The organism is Rhizobium sp. 05L429, from assembly GCF_056397645.1.
The window spans coordinates 64,556-88,828 of sequence record NZ_JBFTNV010000007.1; the positions used below are offsets into that span (position 1 = coordinate 64,556).

A 24,273-nucleotide genomic window follows, 5' to 3' on the forward strand; every position below is an offset into this window, starting at 1 on the left:
TGATCAGCCGATCAGCATAAAGCGATCGACATCAACCATTCCCTTGTCCGAGATCTTCAAATGCGGGATCACGGGCAGGGGCAGGAAGGCGACCTGCAGGAAGGGTTCTTCCAGCGTCGTGCCAAGGGCGTAGGCGGCCTTCCGCAGATGATGCAGCGTGTCGCGCACCACCTCATAGGGCTCCAGGCTCATCAGGCCGGCGACAGGCAGCGCGATTTCGCCGGTAACCTTGCCGTCTTCGACGACCACGAAGCCGCCCTTTATCTCGCCAAGACGGTTAGCGGCGAGTGCCATGTCGTCCTCGCTGACGCCGACGACACAGATATTGTGGCTGTCGTGGCCGACCGTTGAAGCAATCGCGCCTTTCTTCAATCCAAAACCCTGCACGAAGCCGTTGGCGTGATTGCCGTTCTTGCCGTGCCGCTCGATGACTGCGACCTTGATGATATCGTTGCCGAGATCGACGGTGGTCTGGTTGCCTTTCGCCGGCAGGTGATAGCGACGATGCTCCGTGATGATCTTGCCCGGCATGACGCCGATGACGGATGTTTCGCCCTCGGCGACCGGTACGCCGAAATGGGCCGCATTGACCGGCCGCGCCTTGACGCTGTCGAGGCCGACGGGGGCAATTGGCTTGCGGGTGGTAAAGAGTGCATCGGCGACATGACGGCCGGCGGAAAAGACCATGTCCGCCCGGCAATTTTCGAGACTGTCGATGACGACAAGATCGGCCCGCCAGCCGGGGGCAATGAGGCCGCGGTCACGCAGGCCGAAGGCGCGGGCGGCGGAGATCGAGGCGGCCCGGTAGATTGCCAGCGGCTCGACGCCGGCAGCGATCGCCGTGCGGATCATGTAGTCGAGATGACCCTGCTCGGCGATATCAAGCGGATTGCGATCATCGGTGCAGAGCGCAAGATAAGGGGAGAGGCGCTCCGTGATGATGGGCATCAGGGCGTGTAGGTCCTTAGAGACCGAGCCCTCGCGCACGAGGATATGCATGCCCTTGCGAATTTTCTCCAGCGCTTCGGTGGCACTCGTGCATTCATGCTCGGTGCGGATGCCGGTGGAGAGATAGCCGTTGAGATCGTTGCCTGAGAGCAGCGGTGCATGCCCATCGATATGGTCACCCTGGAAAGCATCGAGCTTTGCCATGCAGACGGGATCCTTGTGGATCACGCCGGGGAAATTCATGAACTCGGCAAGGCCGATGACCTTGGGATGGTTGCGATAGGGCAGAAGGCTTTCGACCGGAAGGTCGGCGCCTGATGTTTCCAGATGCGTGGCCGGCACACAGGAGGACAGCTGCACGCGGATATCCATGATCGTTTCGAGCGCCGAAGCGAGGAAGAATTCGATGCCTTCCTTGCCGAGCACATTGGCGATCTCATGGGGGTCGCAGATCACGGTCGTCACGCCATAAGGCAGGACGCAGCGGTCGAATTCATGCGGCGTGACGAGCGAGGATTCGATGTGTAGATGCGTGTCGATGAAGCCCGGAACGACGATCCTGCCGGAAATATCGATCTCGGTCTCGCCGCTATAGGCGCCGCAGGTGCCGACGATGCGGTCGCCGCAGATTGCGATATCAGACTGGATAAGCTCACCCGTCACGAGATCGAAGAAGCGTCCGCCTTTCAGCACGATATCGGCCGGTATGCGACCCACACCCTGATCGATGAGACGTTCGAGCTTGGCGGTCATGGTCTTCACCTTCTTCAACTGATTTCTGCTGCTGGGCGCAGGATGCCGGAAAAACTTCCCGGTTGTATTTCGGGCTACTTTCGCCTGCACATCGGCAATGCTAATGACGCGAGCATACAGATGCGAAGTTCCAACTCAAGGCCATGATATGAAAGCAATTATTTCAGCTGCTTGTGTAGTCGTGCTTCTCTTGAATAGCTGTTCAACGGTGGCTTTGGTCAAGCTTGAGACTGACAAGAACGGCCGAGTGAGCCAAGTTACAGTGAAGCAATCAAGTGGAAACACCGACTATGATGAGTATCTGAAGCGCCTGGCGATCAAAAACTTCCACAACAAGGTTCCGCGGCCAGCTTCCAACGGCGTTTACGTTCAACCCTTGGTCATCGAATACAATACGCTGAAAGATTATGTTGGAGGCGGTCCCAAGCTGCCAGAGTGACGGTGTCTTCGCATGGCAAATAGAAATCGGGCGCCGTGAGGCGCCCGATCCCGTTGTCAGCACTGTTGCCACTTACTCGGCAGCGACGATCTTGCCGCCTTCCCACTTGTAGAGTGAGAAGCTCTGCGAGGAGAGGTCGCCGGTTTCGCCGTAGGTGAGCTTGCCGATGACTGTCGGGATCTGGTCGCCGCCCTTCAGGGCAGCCGCGACGGCTTCCGCATCTTCGGCGCTGCCGGCCTTTTCGATACCGGCCTTCAGCACTTCGACGGCAGCATAGGCGTTCAGCGTGAAGGCTTCGGCCGGGATGTTCTTGGCGGCGAGCGCATCGGCAGCGACCTTGGAGTCCGGGCTCTTGGTGGCGTCGGAGGCGTTGGTGAACAGTGTGCCGGCTGCCGCATCCGTGCCGATCGTCCAGAACTCGGTGTTGGAGAGACCGTCACCGCCGATGATCTGGGCATTCACCGAGAGGTCATGGAGCTGGCGGGCGAGCAGGCCGCCTTCCGGGTGGTAACCGCCGAAGTAGACGAGATCAACCTTCTCGGCCTTGATACGGGTGGTCAGGGCGGAAAAGTCCTTGTCGCCGGGCGTTATGGAGTCGTTGATGACTTCGGTGATGCCGCCGGCATTCAGCGTTGCCTTGAAGGCATCGGCGAGGCCCTTACCATAAGCGCCCTTGTCGTTGATGATGGCGACGCGCTTGTCCTTGAAGTGCTCAAGAACATATTTGGCGGCGACTTCGGCCTGCTGGTCGTCGCGGCCGCAGGTGCGCAGAACATTGGTCAGCCCACGCTTGGTGAGGTCAGGCGCGGTTGCAGTTGGAGTGACCATCAGTACGCCATTTTCGGCCAGAACGTCGGAGACCGGGATAGCAACGCCAGACGTGACCGGGCCGACGACGAAACGGATGCCGTCGCCGACAACCTTGTTCGCGGCGGAAACGCCCTGCTTCGGTTCGCCAGCGTCGTCAGCCAGTTCGAGCACGACCTTCTCGCCGAGAATGCCGCCGCTCTTGTTGATTTCGTCGACGGCGGTCTGCGCGCCGTTCTTTACCTGGTCGCCATAGGCTGCCACCGGGCCGGTCAGCGGCGCGATGAGGCCGATGGTGATATCCGCATGCGCGAGCGGCGCAAATGCCAGCGAGGCAACGAGCGTCGCCGTCAGAGTCTTCAGAGTCATGGTCTGTCTCCTTGGGTTGGGGTCGTCTTCGACCACCGGTTGTTTGCCGCGCAGGCCGTTCCTTTGTCAGCGATCCTTTTGGGACCGTGCCAAGGACGAGGAAAAGCTGCGCGATCAATGAACCTCGCGGCCATATTTGGCTCGCCCGGCGCATGGCAAGATTTCTAGAAATTTCGGTGGGATTCCGCAAGATGATAACAAGATAGGGCTTGTTTTCGCCCGATATGGAAAGATTGCGCCCGATTTTTTGATTTTTCAGTCCATTTCCCGCAATTTTCGGTCTGCCTCATCTCGATCGTTCACAGGCTTGGCGTGGCCGTGTCACGGCAGTCACAACCTGCGACCATCAGCCGATGTTCTCTGATAGGGTGCTTTCAGTCTTATGTGACTTGCGGCTTTTGCAGAAAGCCGAAGCGGATCTTCTTCGACAGAACATATCGATGGCCGCGGATAAGCAGATATCTGGAAATTTCGCCGACGATCCTTGTTGTAACTCATGTATTCAGGCCAATTAACAATTGATTCTAAGAATCCTAGTATAACTATTATTTCCTAGTGTTTTGTTGCAGTGCAATAAAATATTCGATTTGTCGAGGCAGGGATATAGCGGGACAGATATCTGGATGCTCAAGCGTATTGAAGCCAGGCAGGTGCGGACCGGAATGTTTATCGAGATGGTCGAGGGCATCTGGCACGATCCTCTTCTGTCTCGGCGACGGTTCTTACTGCGGCGCGAGAGCGATACGCTGAAGCTTAATGATTGCGCTAACACGGCCGTCGTGATCAACACCACCAAAGGCCTCGATGTCAGGGACACCTCTCGCAAGCTCGAGATCGACGTCAAGGCGGCCCGCGAGACCATTCAGAAATCCGTGGAGGTGCTGGAGAATGTCTTCGGCCGGCTGCAGGGCGGGGACGGGATCACTGTTGATCAGGTCGAGCCGGTCATTTCATCCGTTTCGAAATCGATGGACGACCATCCTGCCGTCTTCATCAGCGTTACTCGGCTGAAGTCCAAGGACGAGGTGACTTTCATCCATTCACTCTCGGTCAGTGCCTTGATGATCCTTTTCAGCCGCCATCTCGGACTGGACGAGAAAGTGGTGCAGACGCTCGGCACGGCAGGGCTGTTGCACGATGTCGGCAAGCTCGAAATTCCGCTTGAAGTGCTCAACAAGGAAGGGCGCCTGAACGAAGCCGAGATCCAGTTGATCCGTGACCATCCGGAAAAGGGGCATGCGATCCTGTCGCGTCAGGAGGGCATGTCCGAAATCGTTCTTGACGTCTGCCTCAATCATCATGAACGGATCGACGGCAAGGGTTATCCGCGCAAGCTGTCCCACGGCGAGATCAGCCTTCACGCGCGCCTTGCCGCGATCTGCGATGTCTATGACGCCGTTACGTCAGCGCGCCCCTACAAGGCCCCTTGGAGCGCGAAGGAGGCACTGACCTGGATGTTGGCGAATGAAGGCCATTTCGACCGCCGGCTCGTCAAAAAATTCGCCCTCTGCCTGTCGATTGCCTCCGTTTCCTGAGGCAATTCGTTTTCATGACAGGTGCCTGCGGGAATCTGGTCCGCCGCAAGCGCTGGAGCTGAGGAGCCGCGCTATTGTCGAGGGAGCGCCTTTCCCAGGAAATCCGTGACCATGCTGGCAACCTGCCGATGAATCATTTCCCGATCCGCGCCGATACCGTCTCGGCAGACGATGCTTTCGCCTGGCGCCTCTTTCTCGATCAACTCGGCGGCGCCGGGCTTGCAAGGCTGCATGAAGCTGAAATGCAGCGATCCCGGGATAAGGCTGTAGGTGGTGGTCGCTGGCGGCAGATAGCGGGCCACGTAGCCGGAATCCTTGTTGGTGGCGGCTATGTCCGCCCTGGTTGCCGTGTCCGCGTCGACATCTGCCGCAGCACCCAGCACCATCATGGGGATATGGATTGCCGAGAGGCTCGCTGGTGTCAGCCCACGACCGGGTCCGAGATCGAGTGACACGACGGCACGGATTCTCGGATCGCTGAGATCGGCGGCCAGCGCAGCACTGGAGGAGGCATCGCGCCCGATGCCCAGTGCGTCGAATATCCTGCAATAGAGCTGGCCGAAGTCGGCCATGCAATTCTTCGTCACAACAGCCGCATCGAAACGACCGCCTGCCAGTTCGACGACCGTCCAGCCGCCGAGCGAATGGCCGATCGCGGCAATCCGATCGGATGCCACGCCGCCCGTCAGATCCGCATTGTCGAGCAGCGCATCGATCGTGCGGCTGAGATCGCCGGGGCGCCTCCATAATTCGACAGCGTCAGACTTCCGCATATCGAATGTGGTCGTGCCGGGATGATCGGGTGCAGCGACGACATAGCCTGCGTGCACGAGATCGGCGGCGAGCCAGGCGAGGTTGCGCCAGCTTCCGCCATAGCCATGGGAGAGCACGACCAACGGATGTGGGCCGGGCACGGGTTCGGCATCCCTGATGACGGGCTGGCCGATAAAGGCCGGCGTTTCGCCGAGAAGGACTGGGGCGGCATCTGATGCCGTCGGATACCAGATGCTGACATGGACGGGACGATCGGTGTTTTTGCCGGGCAGGGTGATTTCACGGAAGCCGGTTCCGGCATGTGCTGCCGATACCAGCAGCAGGAGCAGGGGGAGAATAAAGACCAGTCTTGGCATGGGATCTCCATTGGGTTGGTTTGCCCTGTCTGGAGGAAATCCCTGACACCGGAGACCGATAACGCGATCAAGGTCGCCGACATCAAAAGAAAAGGCGAGGCCGGAGCCTCGCCCTTGAATTCAAGTCGGGACTATCGAGATCAGATGTTGTTCTGCAGGATCGTACGCAGCTTGCCGAAGAGCTCGTCGATGTGCTTCTTCTCGATGATCAACGGCGGGGAGAGCGCGATGATGTCGCCTGTCGTGCGGATCAAAAGTCCGCTTTCGTAAGCCTTGAGGAAGGCCGTGAAGGCGCGCTTGGTCGGCTCACCGGCGATCGGGTCGAGTTCGATCGCGCCGATAAGGCCGGTATTTCTGATGTCGATGACATTAGGGCAATCCTTCAGCGAGTGCAGCGCATCGGCCCAGTAGTCGGAAAGCTCGGCTGCGCGGGTCAGCAGGCCTTCTTCCTTGTAGGTGTCGAGCGTCGCGAGTGCTGCGGCCGAGGCGATCGGGTTCCCGGAATAGGTATAGCCATGGAAGAACTCGATCATGTGCTCGGGGCCGTTCATGAAGGCATCATGGATTTCCGAGGTGACGAAGACGGCGCCCATCGGGATGACGCCGTTGGTCAGGCCCTTGGCGGTGACCATGATGTCGGGCTTCACGTCGTAATACTGGGCCGCGAAAGGAGCACCCAAACGACCGAAACCGGTGATGACTTCGTCGAAGATCAGCAGAATGCCGTGCTTGGTGCAGATGTCGCGCAGCTTCTGCAGATAACCCTTCGGCGGGATGAGAACGCCGGTGGAGCCGGCGACCGGCTCGACGATCACGGCGGCGACCGTGGAGGCGTCATGCAGGGTGACGATGCGCTCGAGTTCGGTGGCAATATCGCCGCCAATTTCGGGTTCGCCGCGGGTGAAGTTGTTCTTGCCTGGCAGGTGGGTGTGCGGCATGTGGTCAACGCCGGTCAGCAGCGTGCCGAACATCTTGCGGTTGGTGACGATGCCGCCGACCGAGATGCCGCCGAAGTTGACGCCGTGATAGCCGCGCTCGCGGCCGATCAGGCGGAAGCGTGAGCCATTGCCCTTCACGCGATGATAGGCAAGCGCGACCTTCAGCGCCGTCTCGACCGATTCAGAGCCAGAATTGGTGAAGAGGACGTGGTCCAGGCCATCAGGCGCGATGTCGACCAGGCGGTTGGCGAGCTCGAAAGCCTTGGGATGGCCGAGCTGAAAGGCCGGGGCGTAATCGAGTTCGCCCGCCTGCTCGCTGATCGCCTCCGTGATCTTCGGACGGCAGTGGCCGGCATTCACGCACCAGAGGCCAGCCGTACCGTCCAGAACCTCACGGCCGTCATGGGTCTTGTAGTACATGTCCTTCGCGCTCACGAAGAGGCGCGGTTCCTTCTTGAACTGGCGGTTCGCGGTAAAGGGCATCCAAAAGGCGCGAAGGTCGTTTGGCGTTGCATTCAGGCGGTTGGACATGCTGTTCTCCTGGCGGTCGGTCCCGTTCAAGGCTTTGCGCCGTTTATTTTTACTGCCCGGTCAAATTATCAGCGCCCGGCAAGGCGTCAAGCCGAAGAAGCGCCGCCTCTGCCGTTCCCGGACACTCGAGCGTCATCAATCTTTCGCCCGGCATTGCTACAAAAATCGATGGCCGCAATGGCCGAAGGCATTTCATTCATTTCCTTGAAATTCAACCACTTTTACCGGAGGTAGTCATGACGGACCGCCAGAAAACCAGACCGCGCCCCAATCCGCGGCGTGCATTTGCGCCGAGCTACGGCACCATTCTCGAAGAAGGCGTTCGTCGCCGTACCGTTCTCAAGGGCTTCATTGCAGCCATGGGGGCGGCCGCTTTTGCGCCGGCGCTCGAAGCAACGAAGGCAGAAGCTGCCGATTCGACGCTTACTTTCCCCGAACTGAAGCGCGTGCGCGACACCGCCGATCACTGGCCTGATGGTTACGAGCGCCAGATCCTCGTGCGCTGGGGCGACGCTCTCTTTGCCGACAGCCCGGAATTCGATGTCGCCAAGCTCGACGGCAAAGCGGCCGAGCGCCAGTTCGGCTACAATAACGACTTCACCCAGTTCCTGCCGCTGCCGTGGGGCGAGAAGAGCTCCGATCACGGCCTGCTGGTCGTCAGTCATGAATATGCGACGCCCTTTCTGATGTTTCCGGGTCTGACAGCGGACAACTACCGCGAGAAGATGACCGAGGATCAGATCCGGGCCGTCATGGCGGCTGTCGGCGTCTCTGTTTTGGAAGTGCGCAAGGACGGCAACCAATGGCAGGTGGTCAAGGACGGAAAGTATAACCGCCGCATCCACATGAGCACGGAAATCGGCATTTCCGGCCCGGCGGCGGGCGACGACCGTCTCAAGACGAAGGCTGATCCGACCGGTACCGTCGTTTTCGGCACGATCTCGAACTGCAATGGCGGCATCACGCCCTGGGGCACGATGCTCTCTGGCGAAGAAGGCGCAATGGACGTCTTTGCCGGCGACTATAAAAAACTGCCGAATCAGGAGCTGGTCGAACGCCAGGGCTGGGACGAGGATGAGAACGACATCTATTCCGTCAGCCGCGTCGAGCCGCGCTTCAAGTTCGAGGAAGAGCCGAACGAGTGGATGCGCTTCGACTGGGTGGTCGAAATCGATCCTTTCGATCCCTCGGCAAAGCCGGTCAAGCGCACCTCGCTCGGCCGCATGACGCATGAAGGCGCGCAATGTTGCGTCGCCCCAGATGGCCGCGTCGTGGTCTTCATGGGCGATGACGACGATTTCGAATATATCTACCGCTTCGTCACCCGCGATCCGTGGAACCCTAGCGATCGCGCCGCCAACAAGGATCTGCTCGACCATGGCACGCTGTCGGTCGCCAAGTTCGAAAGCGACGGCACGATGCGCTGGATCCCGCTCGTGGCCGGCGAAGGCCCGCTGACGGCGGAAGCCGGCTTCAGGACGCAGGCCGACGTCGTTCTCGCCACGCGCGCTGCAGCGGACTTGGTTGCTGCTACGCCGATGGACGGCCCGGAAGGCTTCATTCCGCATCTCGGCACCGGCAAACTCTATGTCGCCATGACCGAGAACGAGGATCGCCTGCCGAAGGGCCAGGGTGACGACGAGAAGGAACAGGTCAACGTCGCCAATCCGCGTGGCCCCAACCCGCATGGACATCTGCTGGAACTGGTGGCTCCCGGCGGTCCGGACAAGCCGGACTACGCAGCCGAGAGCTTCAAATGGGATGTCTTCGTTCTCTGCGGCGATCCGGCTAAGCCCGAAGACCAGGCGATGTTCCATCCGGCGACCACCTCGGCCGGCTGGTTCACCGACCCCGATAACCTGGCTGTCGATCCGGCAGGCCGCCTTTGGGTGACCACTGACGGTCCGCCGCCAGAAGGCATTGCCGATTCCGTCTATGTGATGGATACGGAAGGTCCGGGGCGCGCCCTGCCGAAGCTCATCTATATCGCGCCTGTCGGTTCGGAGACTTGCTCGCCGACCTTCACTTCCGACGGCTCCAGCGTATTCCTCTCGGTCCAGCATCCGGGCGAATTGCGCATGGCCGACAACGAGGACGCAACCTCGATGGAAGATGCCGGCACCAACTGGCCGGACTTCAAGCCGGGCGTGCCGGCCCGTCCGTCGCTCGTCGTGCTGACACGCGGCAATAACGGAGTGGTGGGCAGCTAACCCTGCCTTGTCTCAATCAAACGAGACCGGCAACTCTTGCGAGTTGCCGGTCTCTAAGCTTTGTGTGCTGAAAAATAGCACAAGCGGCGTCCGCGGAAACATTTCCTTCGGGACGCTGCTCAGGCTGACGTCATGTCAGCACTGACATCAGGCTGCAGACCTGCTCCGGTTCTGCGTCACGTAGATATCCTCGAGTGTTGCGAGGATTTTCATGACTGGCTCGGAGTTGCTTGAATAGTAGATCGTCTGTGCATCACGACGGGTCTTGACCAGCTTCTGAGCGCGCAATTTCGACAGATGCTGGGAGAGGGCCGACTGGCTCAGGCCGACCTGGGTGGCGAGAACGCCGACAGGCACTTCTCCCTTTACCAGGCTGGTGAGGATCAGCAAACGCTTGGGGTTGGCCATGGCCGATAATAAAGCTGCCGCCACATTGGTGTGCTCGGCCAAATCAGAGGTTTCCATATTTCTTCTTCCTAATGCGAAACGTACATCATCCGTACAGGCACAGGCCGTCAGACGGTTATTTGACTGACAGCGAAAACTAGCAATTGGGCTTGAAGATTGTATATACCTAAATTTAAGGTATCAGGTATGCTATTTTAGATATGTTTGAACAAATGTGACCTAAATCCTCTGCGGGTATATCGAACTCGTAACGCAACAATAAGTCACCTGAAATCATATCAAAACCTGACGAATCGACCCCACATATGCGCCAGGGGCCTGCTTCAGGTGCCTTCAGCCGCGATGTCAGCGCTAACATCAGGTCCGGGTGGCGCGCTACTAAATCTTGCACTGCAGCGTCAGCTTTTTCAGCGATGTCGTCATTTGCCTGGGAGTGAATCACAAGATCGCTGCCGTCCAAAATGTAGGCACGGCCGAAGCCGCCATTGAGGCTGGCCGATTGCGGGATGAGGCGGAAGAAACGGAAATCCGGGAAATCGATATAGAGTTTCGCCTTGGCGTGACGATCGAGGAAACGGGTGCGGATGCGCGCGTGGAGGAGCGTGTCCCGCTCCACCTGTTCTGCGCGGCATTGGGTCGTCAGGCGGGCATAGGCGAGTGGATCGCCCTTGCCGGGCTCGCCGGTCAGGAGCGAGGCCCTGACATCGGCGGCGAGCGCTTTCGTGTGGGTCGAGAGCGCGGAAACGAGGATAACGGGCACGCCGTCTATGTCGGTGCCGAGAAGAACCCGGCTTGCGAAGGGAAAGCCGGTTTCAGGATCGAGAACGGCAAGGGCCGCATAGCGGGCGGAGCGCAACAGGGTGCGCGCCAGCTTGCGGGCCTCATCGTCGGTTTCGCGAAGCGTAGAGGACGGTTCTTTCATACCCGCGTTGTGGCAAAGCGGAGTTAAAGGATCAAGTCTAAAGTATCCGTTTTGATCGAGCGGCTTTTGGCGACCATATTCGCTTTCGCGTGCAGTTATCGCAAAGACCGCTGCACACTTTTGCGCGACATGCTTATTCCTTCCGCTTGTGCCGCGTGAGGCCGGTCACGACATCCTGCGCTGAGATCGTGCCGACGATCTGGCCGTTGTCGACCACGCCGATGCTGCCGGGCTGGCGGGCGAGGGCGTCGAGGATATCGACAAGCGGCGTCGTGGGGCGCGCGGTGGCGCTGACCGACATGCCGATTGCCGCATCGCCAAGCCCGGGCTGCATGACGTCGGAGGCCATCAGCATGTTGATCGGGTTCATGTTCTGCACGAAATCGGCGACATACTGATCGGCGGGGTTCTTGACGATCTCCTGCGGTGTTCCGCACTGGATGATCCGCCCGCCTTCCATGATGGCGATGCGATTGCCGATGCGGAAGGCCTCGTCGAGATCGTGGCTGACGAAGAGGATGGTCTTCTTCAGCCGCCGCTGGAATTCCAGCAACTCGTCCTGCAGTCGCGTGCGGATCAGCGGATCGAGCGCGGAGAACGGCTCGTCCATCAGCAGGATCGGGGCGCCGGTGGCGAAGGCGCGCGCAAGGCCGACGCGCTGTTGCATGCCGCCCGAGAGCTCATTGACCTTGCGGTCGGCCCATTTCGTCAGGTTGACGAGTTCGAGTTGCTCGCCGACCCGGCTCTTGCGCTCGGCCTCACGCACGCCCGAGAGCTCGAGGCCGAAACCGACATTCTCGGCAACGGTACGCCAGGGCAGCAGGGCGAACTGCTGGAACACCATGGAGACGGTGTGGGTGCGCAGGTCGCGGAGCGCCCTGGCATTGCATCTATAGGGGTTAACGGGGCCGGTGGCGGCCGAGACCGCCACATCGCCGCGCACGACGGGGGCAAGCCCGTTGACGGCGCGCAGCAGCGTCGATTTGCCCGAGCCGGAAAGGCCCATCAACACCAGGATCTCACCCTCTTCGATCGACAGCGAGGCATTGGCCACGCCGAGCACCATGCCGGTCTCGGCGCCGATCTCGTCGCGGGATTTGCCCTGGTCGACCATGGCAAGCGCTGCTTCCGGCCGGGCGCCGAAGATGATGCTCACGTCCTTGAAATTGACTGCGGTCATGCGCCGTCTCCTTCGTCGGCTGTCCGGAACATGCGGTCGAGGATGATCGCCAGGATGACGATGCAGAGACCCGCTTCAAAGCCTTTCGCGACATTGACGGTGTTCAGCGCACGCACGACGGGCACGCCGAGACCATCAGCGCCGACGAGGGCGGCGATGACGACCATCGATAGCGAAAGCATGATGGTCTGGGTGAGGCCTGCCATGATCTGCGGCGTCGCGAAGGGAAGCTCGACCTTGCTCAGCACCTGGGTCGGCGTCGCGCCGAAGGCGACGGCGGCTTCAACGAGAGAGGGCGGTGTCGAGATGATGCCGAGACGCGTCAGCCGGATCGGGGCGGGGATTGCAAAGATGACGGTCGCGATCAGCCCCGGCACCATGCCGAGGCCGAAAAGGATGAGCGCCGGAATGAGGTAAACGAATGTCGGAATGGTCTGCATCAGGTCGAGCACAGGACGCATGGCTGAATAGACCCAGGCGCGGCGGGCAGCCGCGATGCCGAGCGGAATGCCGATCACCATGCTGACGAAGGTGGAGGCGAGCACGAGGGCGAGCGTCTCCGTCGTCTCCTTCCAGTATCCCTGGTTCATGATGAGCAGCAGCCCAAGGCAGGTGAAGAGGGTGATGGCAATCGACCGGCGCAGCCAGAAGGCGAGGGCGGCGATCGCGGCGATAACGATCAGCGGGTGCGGCCGCTGCAGCACGAAGAGCAGGCCGTCGATGACGTGCGACAGCAGGGAGGCCAGCCGGTCGAAAAACCATTCGCCGTTCGAGGTCAGCCAGTCGACGAAGGACTTTGCCCATTCGCCGATGCGGATCTTGCCGTTGTCGTCAACGAGCCAGTTGAAAATCCAGTTCACGTCGCGCGCCTGTCCGTTGAGAGCGGTATAGGGATGAACATGAAAACGGGACGGCGAGCCGCCCCGTCCCGTTCATTTCATCAGAGGCCGAGGCCGGACTTGGCGGCCGCCAGGGCTTCGCCCTTGCCGTCGCGGGTCGTGACGCCGGCAAGCCACGGCTCAAGCGCTGCCGGATTCGCCTTCAGCCATTCGGAAGCTGCAGCTTCCGGTTCCTTGCCGTCGTTCAGGATCTTGCCCATCACCTGGTTCTCCATATCGAGGGAGAACGTCAGGTTCTTCACCATCAGGCCGACATTCGGGCATTCCTGGAGATAACCGGCACGCACGTTGGTAAAGACCTTGGCGCCGCCGAAGTCCGGGCCGAAGATGTCGTCGCCGCCGGTCAGGTAGGTCAGCTTGAAGTTGGTGTTCATCGGGTGAGGTTCCCAGCCAAGGAAGACCACGGGCTTGCCTGACTTGTCGGCGCGGGCGACCTGCGCAAGCATGCCCTGTTCCGAGGATTCGACGAGTTCCAGATCCTTCAGGCCGAAGGTGTCCTTGTCGATCATGTCCATGACGAGGCGGTTGCCGTCATTGCCGGGCTCGATGCCGTAGATCTTGCCGCCGAGATCGTCCTTGTGGGCGGCAATATCCTTGAAGTCCTTAATGCCGAGTTCCGCACCCTTGGCGTTGGTGGCGAGCGTGTATTTGGCGCCGACAAGGTTCGGGCCGAAGGATTCGACCGACTTGTCTTCGATATAGGGCCGGACGTCCTTTTCCTGCGTCGGCATCCAGTTGCCGAGGAAGATGTCGATGTCCTTGTTCTTCAGCGAGGTGTAGGTGACCGGCACCGAGAGAACCTTGACGTCGGTCTGATAACCGATGCTCTTCAGGATGACGGATGCGGTCGCGGTGGTGGCGGTGATATCAGTCCAGCCGACGTCCGACAAATGGACGGTGGAGCAGCTTTCAGGGTCTGCGGAGAAGGCAGCGGTCGCAGCGGAGAGGGCTGCAACTGCAGTTACAGTGACGAGTTTGAATGCGCTTGTTGTTTTCATTTTAGACTCCCAGTCTTACGTTCCCAAGCCAACCATCAATAGCCCAGTTTTACAAGCGATCTCGGCGCGTTTGCGGCGTTCCGGACTATGTGATTGCGACGTGCCGCATTTTGGGAAGGCCTGATTTACAAGGCTTTTAGCGGTTCCGACGCTAGGATTTTCTGTGACTATCGGTTTGTCGGGGCTTTTCTTTGCGTTCTCCAGCTTCCAAGAAGCCAGATAAGGAGAATCCGATGGCAAAGCTCTATTTCAACTATTCGACGATGAATGCCGGCAAGTCGACCATGCTATTGCAGGCCTCCTACAATTACCACGAGCGCGGCATGCGCACGGTTCTGTTGATCGCGGCCTTCGACCATCGGGTCGGGAGAGGCGTCATTGGCTCGCGCATCGGGCTCGAAGCGGAGGCCATCCCTTTCGAGAGCGACAGCGATCTCTACACGCTGGTTCGGCAATTGAGCGTCGAAGGGCAGCCGATCTCCTGCGTCTTCGTCGATGAGGCGCATTTCATGACTCGCGACCATATCTGGCAGCTTGCCCGCGTGGTGGACAGGCTCGGCATTCCCGTCATGGTCTACGGCTTGAGGACCGATTTCCAGGGCAAGCTTTTCCCTGCCTCGCAGGAGCTGCTGGCGATTGCCGATGAAATGCGCGAGGTGCGCACCATCTGCCATTGTGGGCGCAAGGCGACCATGGTCGTGCGGCTCGATGTCGAGGGCAAGGTGCTGCACGAGGGTGCGCAGATCGATGTCGGGGGAAACGAGAAATATGTTTCGCTGTGCCGCCGCCACTGGGACGATGCAATGAATGGTGAATGGATTGCCGAGCCGGTCTGAACGAAACGATGCCTGTTTTCTTTAGTGCGGCGAGTAAGTAGTCTACAAATCGGAGATTCCCTGGGAGTGCCCGGTGCGCAAAAGCCCGCCTTTCGATAGCCAGTACGATGCAGCCCGCGGCCTTGCCGAGGCGATGGCAGGTGAGGCGGATTATTGCGCCGCCTGCATCGCAGGCTTCGACGGCGACGGGGAGCGCTCGTCCGACGAGAACTTCCTTGAGCAGAATGCGCGGTTCCAGGGTTTCTTCAATGACACGACGACGCTCGATGTGCTGCTTGCGGAACTCGTCTTCTCCCTCGACCGGCTGACGGCCAGGGTCTCGGCCGATCTCGACAGTTTTCGCGGGCTGACGCGGCGCGAAAAGATGGCCGGATGGTTTTCCCGACAGCGCATGTGGCGCATGCACAGTGCACGGGTGCGCGAGGCGCCGGTCGTGGCACAGCTGCTCGATCTGCTGACGAAATCCGATCTTCTGGCGACACTGCTCGACGGCCAGAGGCGATCCCTCGTCGAGCGTCACAAGACCGCTGAACAGAGCCTCGTCGACATCGTCGAGCACCGGCGGCGGCTTGTCGACGAGATCGACATTGCGCGGATGCGCATGAAGGAACTCAGTGCCAAGGCATTGAACACGCAGGGCCGTATCGGCGTCTATGGCAACAAGGCACATTGGGAGCAGATGGAGGCGGAGCGTCAGGCACTGAAGGCGGAGGTCGAACGCATTTCCGTCGAGGAACATGCGATGCGCGACGAGAGCCAGCGGCGCGAACGCTTCATCGGCATGTTCCAGGCCTTCGTCGACAGGCTGAACGGCCGTATCGCCGGCTGCAACGCGCTCATCCGCAAACTTTCGGTCGATACTGAGGAGCGGCTCATCATCTATCAGGCGCAGGTCGACACCGACCGGCCCGGCATGAAGGTGAGGATCAAGCCGGAGCTTTTTCCGAATATTGCTGAAACCATCGCGCTTTTCGAGAAGGGCATGCTGGTGCCTCAGGATCTGGTCCAGCGAAAGAGCCGTGCGGACCAGGAATTTACCCGGAAATTCCCCGTCTATGCCGAGGAGCGATCCGATGCGCCGCTGATCGATGTGGTGCGCAAATCGCCTATGTTCGGATTTGGATTCCTGCGTTCGCTGCGCTCCTGACCGGCGGCGAGGAAGCCTATTTCGGGCTGTCGCGTGTGGCCCGCGCACCCTTCGGGCCGAAATATCCTTTCCCGTTGTTGTACTTGGGCGATCAAGCGCATATGTGGGTGAAAGGGGGTACCCCTATTTTCGCCGCCTGACAGGAGACGACGATGCTCAACCGGATTGCCGGTTTTTTCAGACTGATCGGCCAAACGATCAGCCGCTGGATTCGCCTTTTTGCCGCCTGGGCCTTTTGGCCGTTTCTTGCCGCGCACGGATGGTATGCACGCAGGAGCTGGATGGTCCGGCTGCCGGTCATCGCGTTTCTGGCACTTCTCGTCGTCCTCTACGGCTATTTTATCTGGCAGACCCAAGTCTGGTCGAATTTCAACACCAACTTCGTCGATCAGTATCGCCTTTCGGAGCGCAAGGTGCCTGCCGGACAGGAAATTCCGGCGACGGACGGAACTGCTGCCAAGACCTGCCAGCGCTCGGCGATCGTCGATGCCGCGGCCGATCTGACGGATTTCAACGTCAACCAGAATGCCTGGATATCGTCGATGGTGCTCTACAAGATGGGCTTGTTCGGCATGGATTGGGATCACACGCCCTTCCTCGACAACAAGGCCTCCTTCCAGCGCGGCATCAACCAGGCGGTTCGTCGGACATCGGCGGAGCTTGTCGATACGCTGGGGCGCGTGCGCGGCACGTCCGGCATCAACAATGATCTGCAAAGTGCGCGCGGCAATCTGCAATTCGATGAATTTAGCTGGTATTTCGGCCTCAGTCCTTTTGGGCCAAAGACGCCGACGCCGGCCTATTATCGCGCGGCGATCAACAGCCTGCGCAAGTTCAATACCGATCTCGCCGGCTGCAATGCGGTCTTCGACGGCCGTGCCGACAACCTGATGCAGTTCATCGACCGCATCGCCAACGATCTCGGCAGCACTTCAGACATGCTGGCCGAGCGCTCGGAAAACCACAATCGTGGCTGGTTCGATACGCGTGCCGACGATCGGTTCTGGTTCGCCTATGGCCAGCTCTACGCTTATTACGCGATTCTTTCGGCGGCGCAGGCGGATTTCTCTCAGGTTGTGGCGGAGCGAAACCTCGGGGCGATCTGGGCTGGCACGACACGGCAATTCCAGGCGGCACTTCGTATCCAGCCAGCGATCATTTCCAACGGACGGGAGGATGGCTGGATCATGCCGAGCCATCTCGCCACGATGGGCTTCTATATGTTGAGAGTGCGTTCGAACCTCGTCGAAATTCGCTCGGTGCTTGACCGCTAGACCGCGCAGAATGCTGTATCCCGGCCGCTAAAGCGGCGCGCCGCCATCCTCGAAACCGACGATGTGCAGTTTTTCGACGAATTCGTAGGTGATGCCGGCGATGCCGCCGCCGCTGGCATCGTCGCGGAACTGGCCGACGGAGCGCACCATCTTGTAGCCGCCAAGCCTGTTGTCGACGCGATAGACGTAGTGGAAGCCGACCCTGTAAAGGCTCGCCTGCTCGAAGGTTTCGGCGATCAGCAGCCGGTCTTCCTCATGGATGCGCGACATGAGTTCGGTCAGATTGACCGGGCCCTCGCTGTAGGGAAGATCGAAGATCTGGTGGACGTCTTCACTGGCGAAGAAATGTCCTGTCCCGAGGTCCATCCGCCAGAAGCCGAAGAGGCGGTAGGCGGCAAACATGGTCAGCGCTTCGGCATCGGTGATACCGATGTGGGCGCGGGATTGCTGCCGATGCTCGATGGCCGGCTGTTCGAAACGAAGAGGCACGGTTTCTCCCCAGTTCGGGATGACGCGCTGATTCTCTTCTGATTCCTCAGTTGATCAGCTTCAATCGGATGGCTTTTGCTACCAACTGGGTGCGATTGACGCAATCTAGTTTTTTAATTGCGTTGGTCATATAGGCATTTACCGTGTGATCAGAGAGCGTCAGAATCTGGCCGATCTCGATTGAGGTCTTGCCCTGCGCCGTCCAGCGCACGACCTCCAGTTCACGCGCCGAAAGCGCGCTGTGGGCGCTTCCCTCGTTGCGCTTGACCGCGTTGTAGGTGTCGAGCGCATAAAGGATGATCATTGCAAGTTCGTTGATCTCGCTCTGTCCGAGGGGCGCACGTTCGCCGCCGAACCAGAAGACGAGGCGCTGTCCGTCGCCTGAGTTGATCGGCATTGCAATGCCGGCCGTCATGCCGTGCTGCCGCATCAAATTCTGGAGTACGGTCGGAAAAGCTTGCGCGTGACTGGGATCGTTGAGGTGCCAGACCTGTGGTACGGCCGATTCTCTCATCTTGGATGCAAAGGGGCAGGCGCGCAGCATATGTCCGCGATCGAAATCCCTGATGTAGGAAGCCGGCAGCGAGCTCTCGATGATCAGCGGCTTGAGCAGCAGATCTTCCACCGAGGGTGCGTTCAGCAGTGTGGCCTGCTCAAAACCGAATGCGGCCGCTACCCTTCCCAGTGCCTGTGCAAACAGGCCGCGCGTACGCGCCACTGCCAATTCGCCCGACAGCAATGACTGCCTTTCAGAGGTAGTCATGTAAGACATTATATGCCCCCGCAAGTCTCCATGTTACCGCTATCAAATACATAAATCCGCCTACATGCTAGTCCTAATTGACTTAGCACACGCTGATTAATTCATTTTGTGAAAAATTAACCAGATGAAAAACGCGCTTAAGTTGATTTTTATCTACACCGGTAGATGAGCTGTGCCTTTTACCTCCTCCATCACTGCATAAGTATGTGTTTCGCGTACGCCGGGGAGGGAAAGAATCACTTCCGACAGGAATTGGCGATAAGCATCCATTCCCGCCATGCGCGCCTTCACAAGATAATCGAAGCCGCCTGCGACCATGTGACATTCCATCACGTCGTCGCTGCGTTTTACCGCCGCAGCAAAGGCATCGAAAACGTCAGGCGTGGTGCGATCGAGCTTTACCTGAACGAAGACGAGGAGATTGCGGCCGAGTTTTTCCGGTGAGAGGATTGCCATATAGCCGGTGATATAACCGTCTCGGGTCAACCGTTTGACGCGCTCGGCTGTGGCCGTCGGCGACAGGTTGACGCGTTCGGCGAGCTCGATGTTGGAAAGCCGTCCCTCCTTTTGCAATGCACGGAGAATCTTGCGGTCGAGACGGTCGAGTTCTTTCATTTTTCGCGGCCTTTCAGGCAGTCGGTAGGCGAAGATCGTGTTGGCAGCCCACAGTTTAGTGAAAAACGCCACGAATGAACAGCTATGTTGTCGAAATCACGGAGAACCCTTCATGCCTACCCAGATTTCCACGCCTTTTGCCCCGTTCAACGCTCCATTTGCCGGTGACGATGACCGCCTGCTGCATGGCTTCGCTAAAAGCCTGAGTTTTTCAGCCTCCCAGGATGCGGCGATCGACAAACGTGGCGGCGGCATGATCGAGGCGATCCGCAGCAATTCCGGATCGATCGGCGGCGTGGAAGATTTTCTGCGGGAATATGGTCTCTCCACCAAGGAAGGCCTGGCGCTGATGGTGCTTGCCGAGGCGCTGCTGCGCGTGCCCGACGCACTGACGCAGGACAAGCTGATCGAGGACAAGCTGAAGGAGGGCGGCTGGAGCGAACATGAAGGCAAGGCCGACAGCTGGTTCGTCTCGGCATCGGCCTGGGCGCTCGGCCTTTCGGCCCGCATCATCCGTCCCGGCGAGACGCCTGAAGGCGTGGTGCGCGGCCTCGTCAAGCGCATGGGCCTGCCGACCGTACGCAATGCCACCAAGCAGGCCATGCGTTTCCTCGGCCATCATTTCGTGCTCGGCGAAACGATCAAGGATGCACTGAACCGTGCGGCCAAGAGCGAGGAGAAAGGCTATCGCCACTCCTTCGACATGCTGGGCGAGGGCGCTCGCACGGCTGAAGACGCCAAGCGCTACTGGCAGTCCTATGCGATGGCGATCGAGGCGATCGGCGGCTGGATGGCAAAAAACGCTAAAGGCAAGGACCTGCCCGATCGTATGGGCATTTCCGTCAAGCTTTCGGCGCTGCATCCGCGCTATCTGGCGACACATCGCGACCGCGTGATGAAGGAACTCGTGCCCGACCTCCTGAAGCTTGCGCAGATGGCCAAGGCCCATCAGCTCAATTTCACCATCGATGCCGAAGAGGCAGACCGGCTGGAGCTTTCGCTCGACGTTATTGCCGCGGTGTTTTCCGATCCGTCGCTTGCCGGCTGGGATGGTTTCGGCCTGGCGATCCAGGCCTACCAGAAGCGTGCGGTCGCCGTGATCGACTATATCGACGCGCTTTGCGCAAAGCTTGGCCGCCGCATGATGGTGCGTCTCGTCAAGGGCGCCTATTGGGATACCGAGGTCAAGCGGGCACAGGAGCGCGGGCTGGACGACTATCCGGTCTGGACGCGCAAGCCGGCGACGGATCTTTCCTATCTCGCCTGCGCGCAGCACATGCTGGACAAGCGGGCGCGCATCTTCCCGCAATTCGCCACGCATAATGCGCTGACGGTTTCCACCATTCTGGAGCTTGCCGGCAACGACCGCTCCGGCTTCGAGTTCCAGCGCCTGCATGGCATGGGCGAGAGCCTTTACAATCACCTGCTTGATACCAACGATCGTATCGCCTGCCGGATCTATGCGCCTGTTGGCGGTTATCGGGATCTGCTCGCCTATCTCGTCCGTCGCCTGTTGGAAAACGGCGCCAATTCCTCCTTTGTCGCCATGGCCGGCGACAAGAACGTGCCGGTCAAGGCGTTGCTGGAGCGTCCGGCAGACAAGTTGGAATTCGATGTCGGCGCGAGCGCTCGCAACAGCAAGATTCCGATGCCGCTGCAGCTCTATGGCAAGCGCAAGAACAGCGCCGGGCTGGAATTTGGCCATCGCGCGACGCTTGAGACGCTGATGAACAATATCGGCAAGGGCATTGCCGCCATCTCCGCCGCGCCGCTCATCCCCGGTGTGGCTGCGAGCGGTTCGGAAGCATCCGTCATTTCGCCGTCCGATCACACGAAGATCGTTGGCTCCGTTCGCAATGCCACCGCAGCAGATATCGACAAGGCCTTTGCGATCGCGGCCAGGGGCTTCAAGACATGGTCGCGCCGTTCCGTCGAAGAGCGCGCTTCGGCGCTGGAGCGCATGGCCGATCTCATGGAAGAAGATCGTGACCGGCTGTTGGTGCTTCTGGCCGCAGAGGCCGGCAAGACACTCGATGATGGCGTTGCGGAAGTGCGCGAGGCCGTGGACTTCTGCCGGTACTATGCCGGCGAGGCGCGCCGGTTGTTCGACACGGTGACCAAGATGCCGGGGCCGACCGGCGAGGACAATCGTTACCTCTGGCGCGGACGTGGTGTCTTTGCCTGCATCTCACCCTGGAATTTCCCGCTGGCGATTTTCCTCGGGCAGGTTTCGGCGGCCCTTGTTTCCGGCAATGCCGTGCTTGCAAAGCCTGCGCCGCAGACGCCGTTGATCGCTTATGAGGCGGTCAAATTGCTCCACAAGGCCGGGGTGCCGGAAGATGCGCTGCTCTTCGTGCCCGGTGGTCCGGATGTCGGTGCCGCCATCACAGCGCATGCAGCGCTTGCCGGTGTTGCCTTCACCGGTTCGACCAAGACGGCATGGGCAATCAATCGGGCGCTTGCCGCCAAGGATGGTCCGATCGTGCCGTTGATCGCCGAAACCGGCGGCCTGAACGCCATGGTGGTCGATGCGACGGCGCTTGGCGAGCAGGTGACAGATGATGTGATCCTGTCGGCATTCCGTTCTGCCGGCCAGCGCTGCTCCGCACTTCGCCTGCTCTTCCTGCAGGAGGACGTGGCCGAGCACATGACCCAGATGATTGAAGGGGCCGCACGTGAGTTGCGGCTCGGCGATCCCGCGCTGGAAACCACCGATGTCGGTCCGATCATCGACGACAAGCAGAGGGCGATGCTGGAAGCCCATATTGCCGACATGCAGAAGACCCAGAAGGTGCGCTATGCCGGCAAGGCGCCTGATGGAGGCAGTTTCTTTGCGCCACACATCATCGAGCTCGACAAGGCCGCGGCGCTGACCAAGGAAGTCTTCGGGCCGGTGCTGCACATCGTCAGATGGAAGGCGAAGGACTTGCCTGGGGTGCTGCAGGATATCCAAGCCTCCGGCTACGGCCTGACGCTCGGCGTCCATAGCCGCATCGAATCGACGATCCGCACCGTCACCGATGCGCTCGATACCGGCAATGTCTATGTGAACCGTAACATGATTGGCGCCGTTGTGGGCACCCAACCCTTCGGTGGTTCGGGTCTGTCAGGCACCGGATTCAAGGCCGGTGGGCCGGCCTATCTGCAGCGTTTTGCGCTGGAACAGGTGATCTCGGTGAACACTGCTGCCGCAGGTGGCAATGCCAGCCTGATTGCGATGGGAGAATAAAGTAATAAGGCGGCAGTAAGCCCTCGGAATCCCGCTTGCTGCCTTTTAATCCAATTGCTAAGCGTATGATCAGGTGCAACTAGGGCGATCTAATCGTGCGCTTTGCAGTTTCTTTTTTGGTGAAGTGCCTATCCTTCCGATCATTACTTATTTTGTTTCTTTTGAACTTGCCGATCGGAGCTACTGCCTCCGAAGCTGCCAAGCAGAAACAGGCGGGGCAGCCCCCGATGGATTTCATTCTCGTGCGCAGCCTCTCCTGTCTGGAAGACTGTCCTGAATGGATCTCGGCGGAGGGGCGTATAACGTCCGATACGCCAGCGCGGTTGAGAAAATTTCTTAAAAAGATCGGCGACCGGAAAGTTCCTGTCGTCCTTCGCTCGGAGGGTGGCGAAGTCGATGCCGCCTATGTGATGGGCCGGATGATCCGCAAGGCCGGTCTTGAAACGGCAGTCGGCGGCACGCAGCTCAAGGATTGCCCCGATGACGATAGGCGCTGCGCTGCGGCTATCGCAAAGGATGGCACTTCGGTCGGGGATACTTATTCGGATGGTGCGTTCTGCTATTCTGCGTGTCCTCTGGTGCTGGCCGGTGGCACGTCGCGTGCTTCGTCGCAGTGGGCCTATATCGGCGTCCACCAGATCACGACTGTCTATCAGAAGGTGCGTATCTCTTACCGGATCGAATACAAGATGGTGAACGGCAAGAAGACGGAAGTCTCCCGCAAGGAGGTTGGGCGAAAGGCGGCTGGGCAGCGCAGCTCCACCAAGCTGGGCAAGAAGGCCACCGCTGCCCTTACGGGCTATTTGAAGGAAATGGGCGTCAGTGGTGATCTGGTCGATGTGATGATGGCGACCACCCCTGCAAGCATCGCAGTCATACCGCCTGAAGACGCAGTTCGAATGGGTCTTCTCACTGATGTGCTGACATTCAGTGAGTGGCCCGGTATGCCGCTCTGTCCTAAAGACGCCGCGGCGAGCGCCGTCTGCTATCGCCATCCTGTGGCGGAGGTAGCTGTAACGCAGGCGCCTGTGGCAGAGGCCCCGGTGAAGAGTGCGACGGTTTATGCAGGCGGCGGTCTGATTAAAACCCATCCCATGGATTTTCTCGTGATGTACCATGGCGATTGCCAGGACGAGTGTACGCAGTGGATTTCTGCGGATGGCTATATTATGCCGGATACCCCGGCTCAGCTGGGCGCGATCTTGAAGGCGCTCGGAGGAAAAAAGCTGCCCGTCGTCTTTCAGTCCTATGGCGGCGACAGGGATGCCGCTTTTGCGATGGGGCGCATGATCCGTGCTGCGGGTCTTGATACCTCAATTGGCAGGGCGAGATTGCCGAATTGTCCGATGATGGATCCGCGCTGCATATCAAGCATGGCAAAAGACGGGCCGACCGAAGGGGAGGTCTTTGCCGGCGGTGCGTACTGTTTTTCGAGCTGTACTCTTGCTTTCATGGGCGGAGAGTTGCGGCTTATAGGAAATTCGGCGCTTGGCCTCAGCCGACCGATGAACAAGCTTACAGACACTGATCGTGAAGATTTTTATACCTATTTCAAAGAAATGGGCGTCAGTCCCGACACATTCGAAACAATGATGATCACGCCGCCAAATGGCAGAGGGGACATCCTTGATCCCCAGGCGATCGGGCTTGGTATTATCAATGGTGTCATCCCTTACGATGAAGAACCGGGCGCTCATTTCTGCGGGCCGAATGCGAAGGAAAGTGTCCGATGCCCCAGAAAATCCGAGGCGGCAATCGTACCTGCTGCGGCATCGGTTAACTGATGCCCAGATGTGAAAAGCCGTAACGACGCGGCGCTGTTGCTTCGCACTGCTATCGTTCGCCGGATGTGT

20 protein-coding genes are annotated in these 24,273 nt (G+C 59.6%); 8 read left to right on the plus strand and 12 right to left on the minus strand.

Going from position 1 to position 24,273, the window contains the following annotated elements:
- Window positions 1-3: 3 nt before the first annotated feature.
- The gene (gene ade, locus AC1DNW_RS09240) at window positions 4-1,701 is read right to left on the minus strand and encodes an adenine deaminase (RefSeq protein ID WP_113308852.1); all 1,698 of its coding nucleotides are present in this window, start codon (window positions 1,699-1,701) and stop codon (window positions 4-6) included.
- Window positions 1,702-1,849: 148 nt separating this feature from the next.
- On the opposite strand from ade, the gene AC1DNW_RS09245 reads away from it, so the two are divergent.
- On the plus strand, window positions 1,850-2,140 hold the full coding sequence (locus tag AC1DNW_RS09245; RefSeq protein WP_162747109.1) for a TonB C-terminal domain-containing protein: 291 nt from the start codon (window positions 1,850-1,852) through the stop codon (window positions 2,138-2,140).
- Window positions 2,141-2,212: 72 nt separating this feature from the next.
- Here AC1DNW_RS09245 and AC1DNW_RS09250 read toward each other — a convergent pair whose 3' ends face one another.
- Window positions 2,213-3,316 (minus strand): branched-chain amino acid ABC transporter substrate-binding protein, encoded by a 1,104-nt coding sequence (locus AC1DNW_RS09250; protein WP_113297507.1) that lies wholly within the window; start codon window positions 3,314-3,316, stop codon window positions 2,213-2,215.
- A gap of 623 nt (window positions 3,317-3,939) precedes the next feature.
- On the opposite strand from AC1DNW_RS09250, the gene AC1DNW_RS09255 reads away from it, so the two are divergent.
- Window positions 3,940-4,851, plus strand: a complete 912-nt coding sequence (locus AC1DNW_RS09255; protein WP_113308769.1) for an HD-GYP domain-containing protein — start codon at window positions 3,940-3,942, stop codon at window positions 4,849-4,851.
- A gap of 71 nt (window positions 4,852-4,922) precedes the next feature.
- Here the strand turns inward: AC1DNW_RS09255 and AC1DNW_RS09260 are convergent, their stop codons facing one another.
- Window positions 4,923-5,981 (minus strand): serine aminopeptidase domain-containing protein, encoded by a 1,059-nt coding sequence (locus tag AC1DNW_RS09260; protein ID WP_113308770.1) that lies wholly within the window; start codon window positions 5,979-5,981, stop codon window positions 4,923-4,925.
- A 140-nt stretch (window positions 5,982-6,121) separates the two neighbouring features.
- Window positions 6,122-7,450 (minus strand): omega-aminotransferase AptA, encoded by a 1,329-nt coding sequence (gene aptA, locus AC1DNW_RS09265; RefSeq protein ID WP_113308771.1) that lies wholly within the window; start codon window positions 7,448-7,450, stop codon window positions 6,122-6,124.
- A 236-nt stretch (window positions 7,451-7,686) separates the two neighbouring features.
- On the opposite strand from aptA, the gene AC1DNW_RS09270 reads away from it, so the two are divergent.
- Window positions 7,687-9,660, plus strand: a complete 1,974-nt coding sequence (locus tag AC1DNW_RS09270; RefSeq protein ID WP_113308772.1) for a PhoX family protein — start codon at window positions 7,687-7,689, stop codon at window positions 9,658-9,660.
- A gap of 147 nt (window positions 9,661-9,807) precedes the next feature.
- On the opposite strand, the gene AC1DNW_RS09275 is transcribed toward AC1DNW_RS09270, so the two are convergent.
- The 5 genes from AC1DNW_RS09275 to AC1DNW_RS09295 form a co-directional block, all read right to left on the minus strand.
- The gene (locus AC1DNW_RS09275) at window positions 9,808-10,125 is read right to left on the minus strand and encodes an ArsR/SmtB family transcription factor (protein ID WP_113208129.1); all 318 of its coding nucleotides are present in this window, start codon (window positions 10,123-10,125) and stop codon (window positions 9,808-9,810) included.
- Between the two features lie 115 nt (window positions 10,126-10,240).
- Window positions 10,241-10,990 carry a HugZ family pyridoxamine 5'-phosphate oxidase gene (locus AC1DNW_RS09280; protein ID WP_477852498.1) on the minus strand — a complete coding sequence of 250 codons (750 nt, stop codon included), beginning with the start codon at window positions 10,988-10,990 and terminating at the stop codon, window positions 10,241-10,243.
- A 133-nt stretch (window positions 10,991-11,123) separates the two neighbouring features.
- Complete coding sequence (choV, locus tag AC1DNW_RS09285) at window positions 11,124-12,170, minus strand: choline ABC transporter ATP-binding protein (protein WP_113297514.1); 1,047 nt, start codon at window positions 12,168-12,170, stop codon at window positions 11,124-11,126.
- Window positions 12,167-13,021: a choline ABC transporter permease subunit gene (gene choW, locus AC1DNW_RS09290; protein ID WP_113297645.1), complete on the minus strand. Its 855-nt coding sequence runs from the start codon at window positions 13,019-13,021 to the stop codon at window positions 12,167-12,169. Before choW ends, choV begins: the two co-directional genes overlap by 4 nt.
- Before the next feature lie 89 nt (window positions 13,022-13,110).
- Entirely contained in the window at window positions 13,111-14,067 is a 957-nt protein-coding gene (locus AC1DNW_RS09295; RefSeq protein ID WP_113297515.1) for a choline ABC transporter substrate-binding protein, read from the minus strand.
- A gap of 233 nt (window positions 14,068-14,300) precedes the next feature.
- On the opposite strand from AC1DNW_RS09295, the gene AC1DNW_RS09300 reads away from it, so the two are divergent.
- The 3 genes from AC1DNW_RS09300 (at window position 14,301) to AC1DNW_RS09310 (ending at window position 17,324) form a co-directional block, all read left to right on the plus strand.
- Entirely contained in the window at window positions 14,301-14,903 is a 603-nt protein-coding gene (locus tag AC1DNW_RS09300) for a thymidine kinase (protein ID WP_113308774.1), read from the plus strand.
- 73 nt (window positions 14,904-14,976) lie between these two features.
- Entirely contained in the window at window positions 14,977-16,050 is a 1,074-nt protein-coding gene (locus tag AC1DNW_RS09305) for a hypothetical protein (RefSeq protein ID WP_113308775.1), read from the plus strand.
- 152 nt (window positions 16,051-16,202) lie between these two features.
- Window positions 16,203-17,324: a DUF2333 family protein gene (locus AC1DNW_RS09310; protein WP_113308776.1), complete on the plus strand. Its 1,122-nt coding sequence runs from the start codon at window positions 16,203-16,205 to the stop codon at window positions 17,322-17,324.
- Between the two features lie 27 nt (window positions 17,325-17,351).
- Here the strand turns inward: AC1DNW_RS09310 and AC1DNW_RS09315 are convergent, their stop codons facing one another.
- From AC1DNW_RS09315 to AC1DNW_RS09325, 3 genes are all read right to left on the minus strand, one after another.
- Window positions 17,352-17,813, minus strand: a complete 462-nt coding sequence (locus tag AC1DNW_RS09315) for a PAS domain-containing protein (RefSeq protein WP_113308777.1) — start codon at window positions 17,811-17,813, stop codon at window positions 17,352-17,354.
- Between the two features lie 46 nt (window positions 17,814-17,859).
- Window positions 17,860-18,585 (minus strand): helix-turn-helix transcriptional regulator, encoded by a 726-nt coding sequence (locus AC1DNW_RS09320; protein ID WP_113308778.1) that lies wholly within the window; start codon window positions 18,583-18,585, stop codon window positions 17,860-17,862.
- A 144-nt stretch (window positions 18,586-18,729) separates the two neighbouring features.
- The gene (locus AC1DNW_RS09325; protein ID WP_113297521.1) at window positions 18,730-19,191 is read right to left on the minus strand and encodes an Lrp/AsnC ligand binding domain-containing protein; all 462 of its coding nucleotides are present in this window, start codon (window positions 19,189-19,191) and stop codon (window positions 18,730-18,732) included.
- A gap of 112 nt (window positions 19,192-19,303) precedes the next feature.
- Here AC1DNW_RS09325 and putA point away from each other — a divergent pair, with 112 nt between their 5' ends.
- Both putA and AC1DNW_RS09335 read left to right on the plus strand, forming a co-directional pair.
- On the plus strand, window positions 19,304-22,420 hold the full coding sequence (gene putA, locus AC1DNW_RS09330; protein ID WP_113308779.1) for a bifunctional proline dehydrogenase/L-glutamate gamma-semialdehyde dehydrogenase PutA: 3,117 nt from the start codon (window positions 19,304-19,306) through the stop codon (window positions 22,418-22,420).
- Between the two features lie 95 nt (window positions 22,421-22,515).
- Window positions 22,516-24,204, plus strand: a complete 1,689-nt coding sequence (locus AC1DNW_RS09335) for a Clp protease/crotonase-like domain-containing protein (protein WP_113308780.1) — start codon at window positions 22,516-22,518, stop codon at window positions 24,202-24,204.
- The last annotated feature ends 69 nt before the right edge of the window (window positions 24,205-24,273 follow it).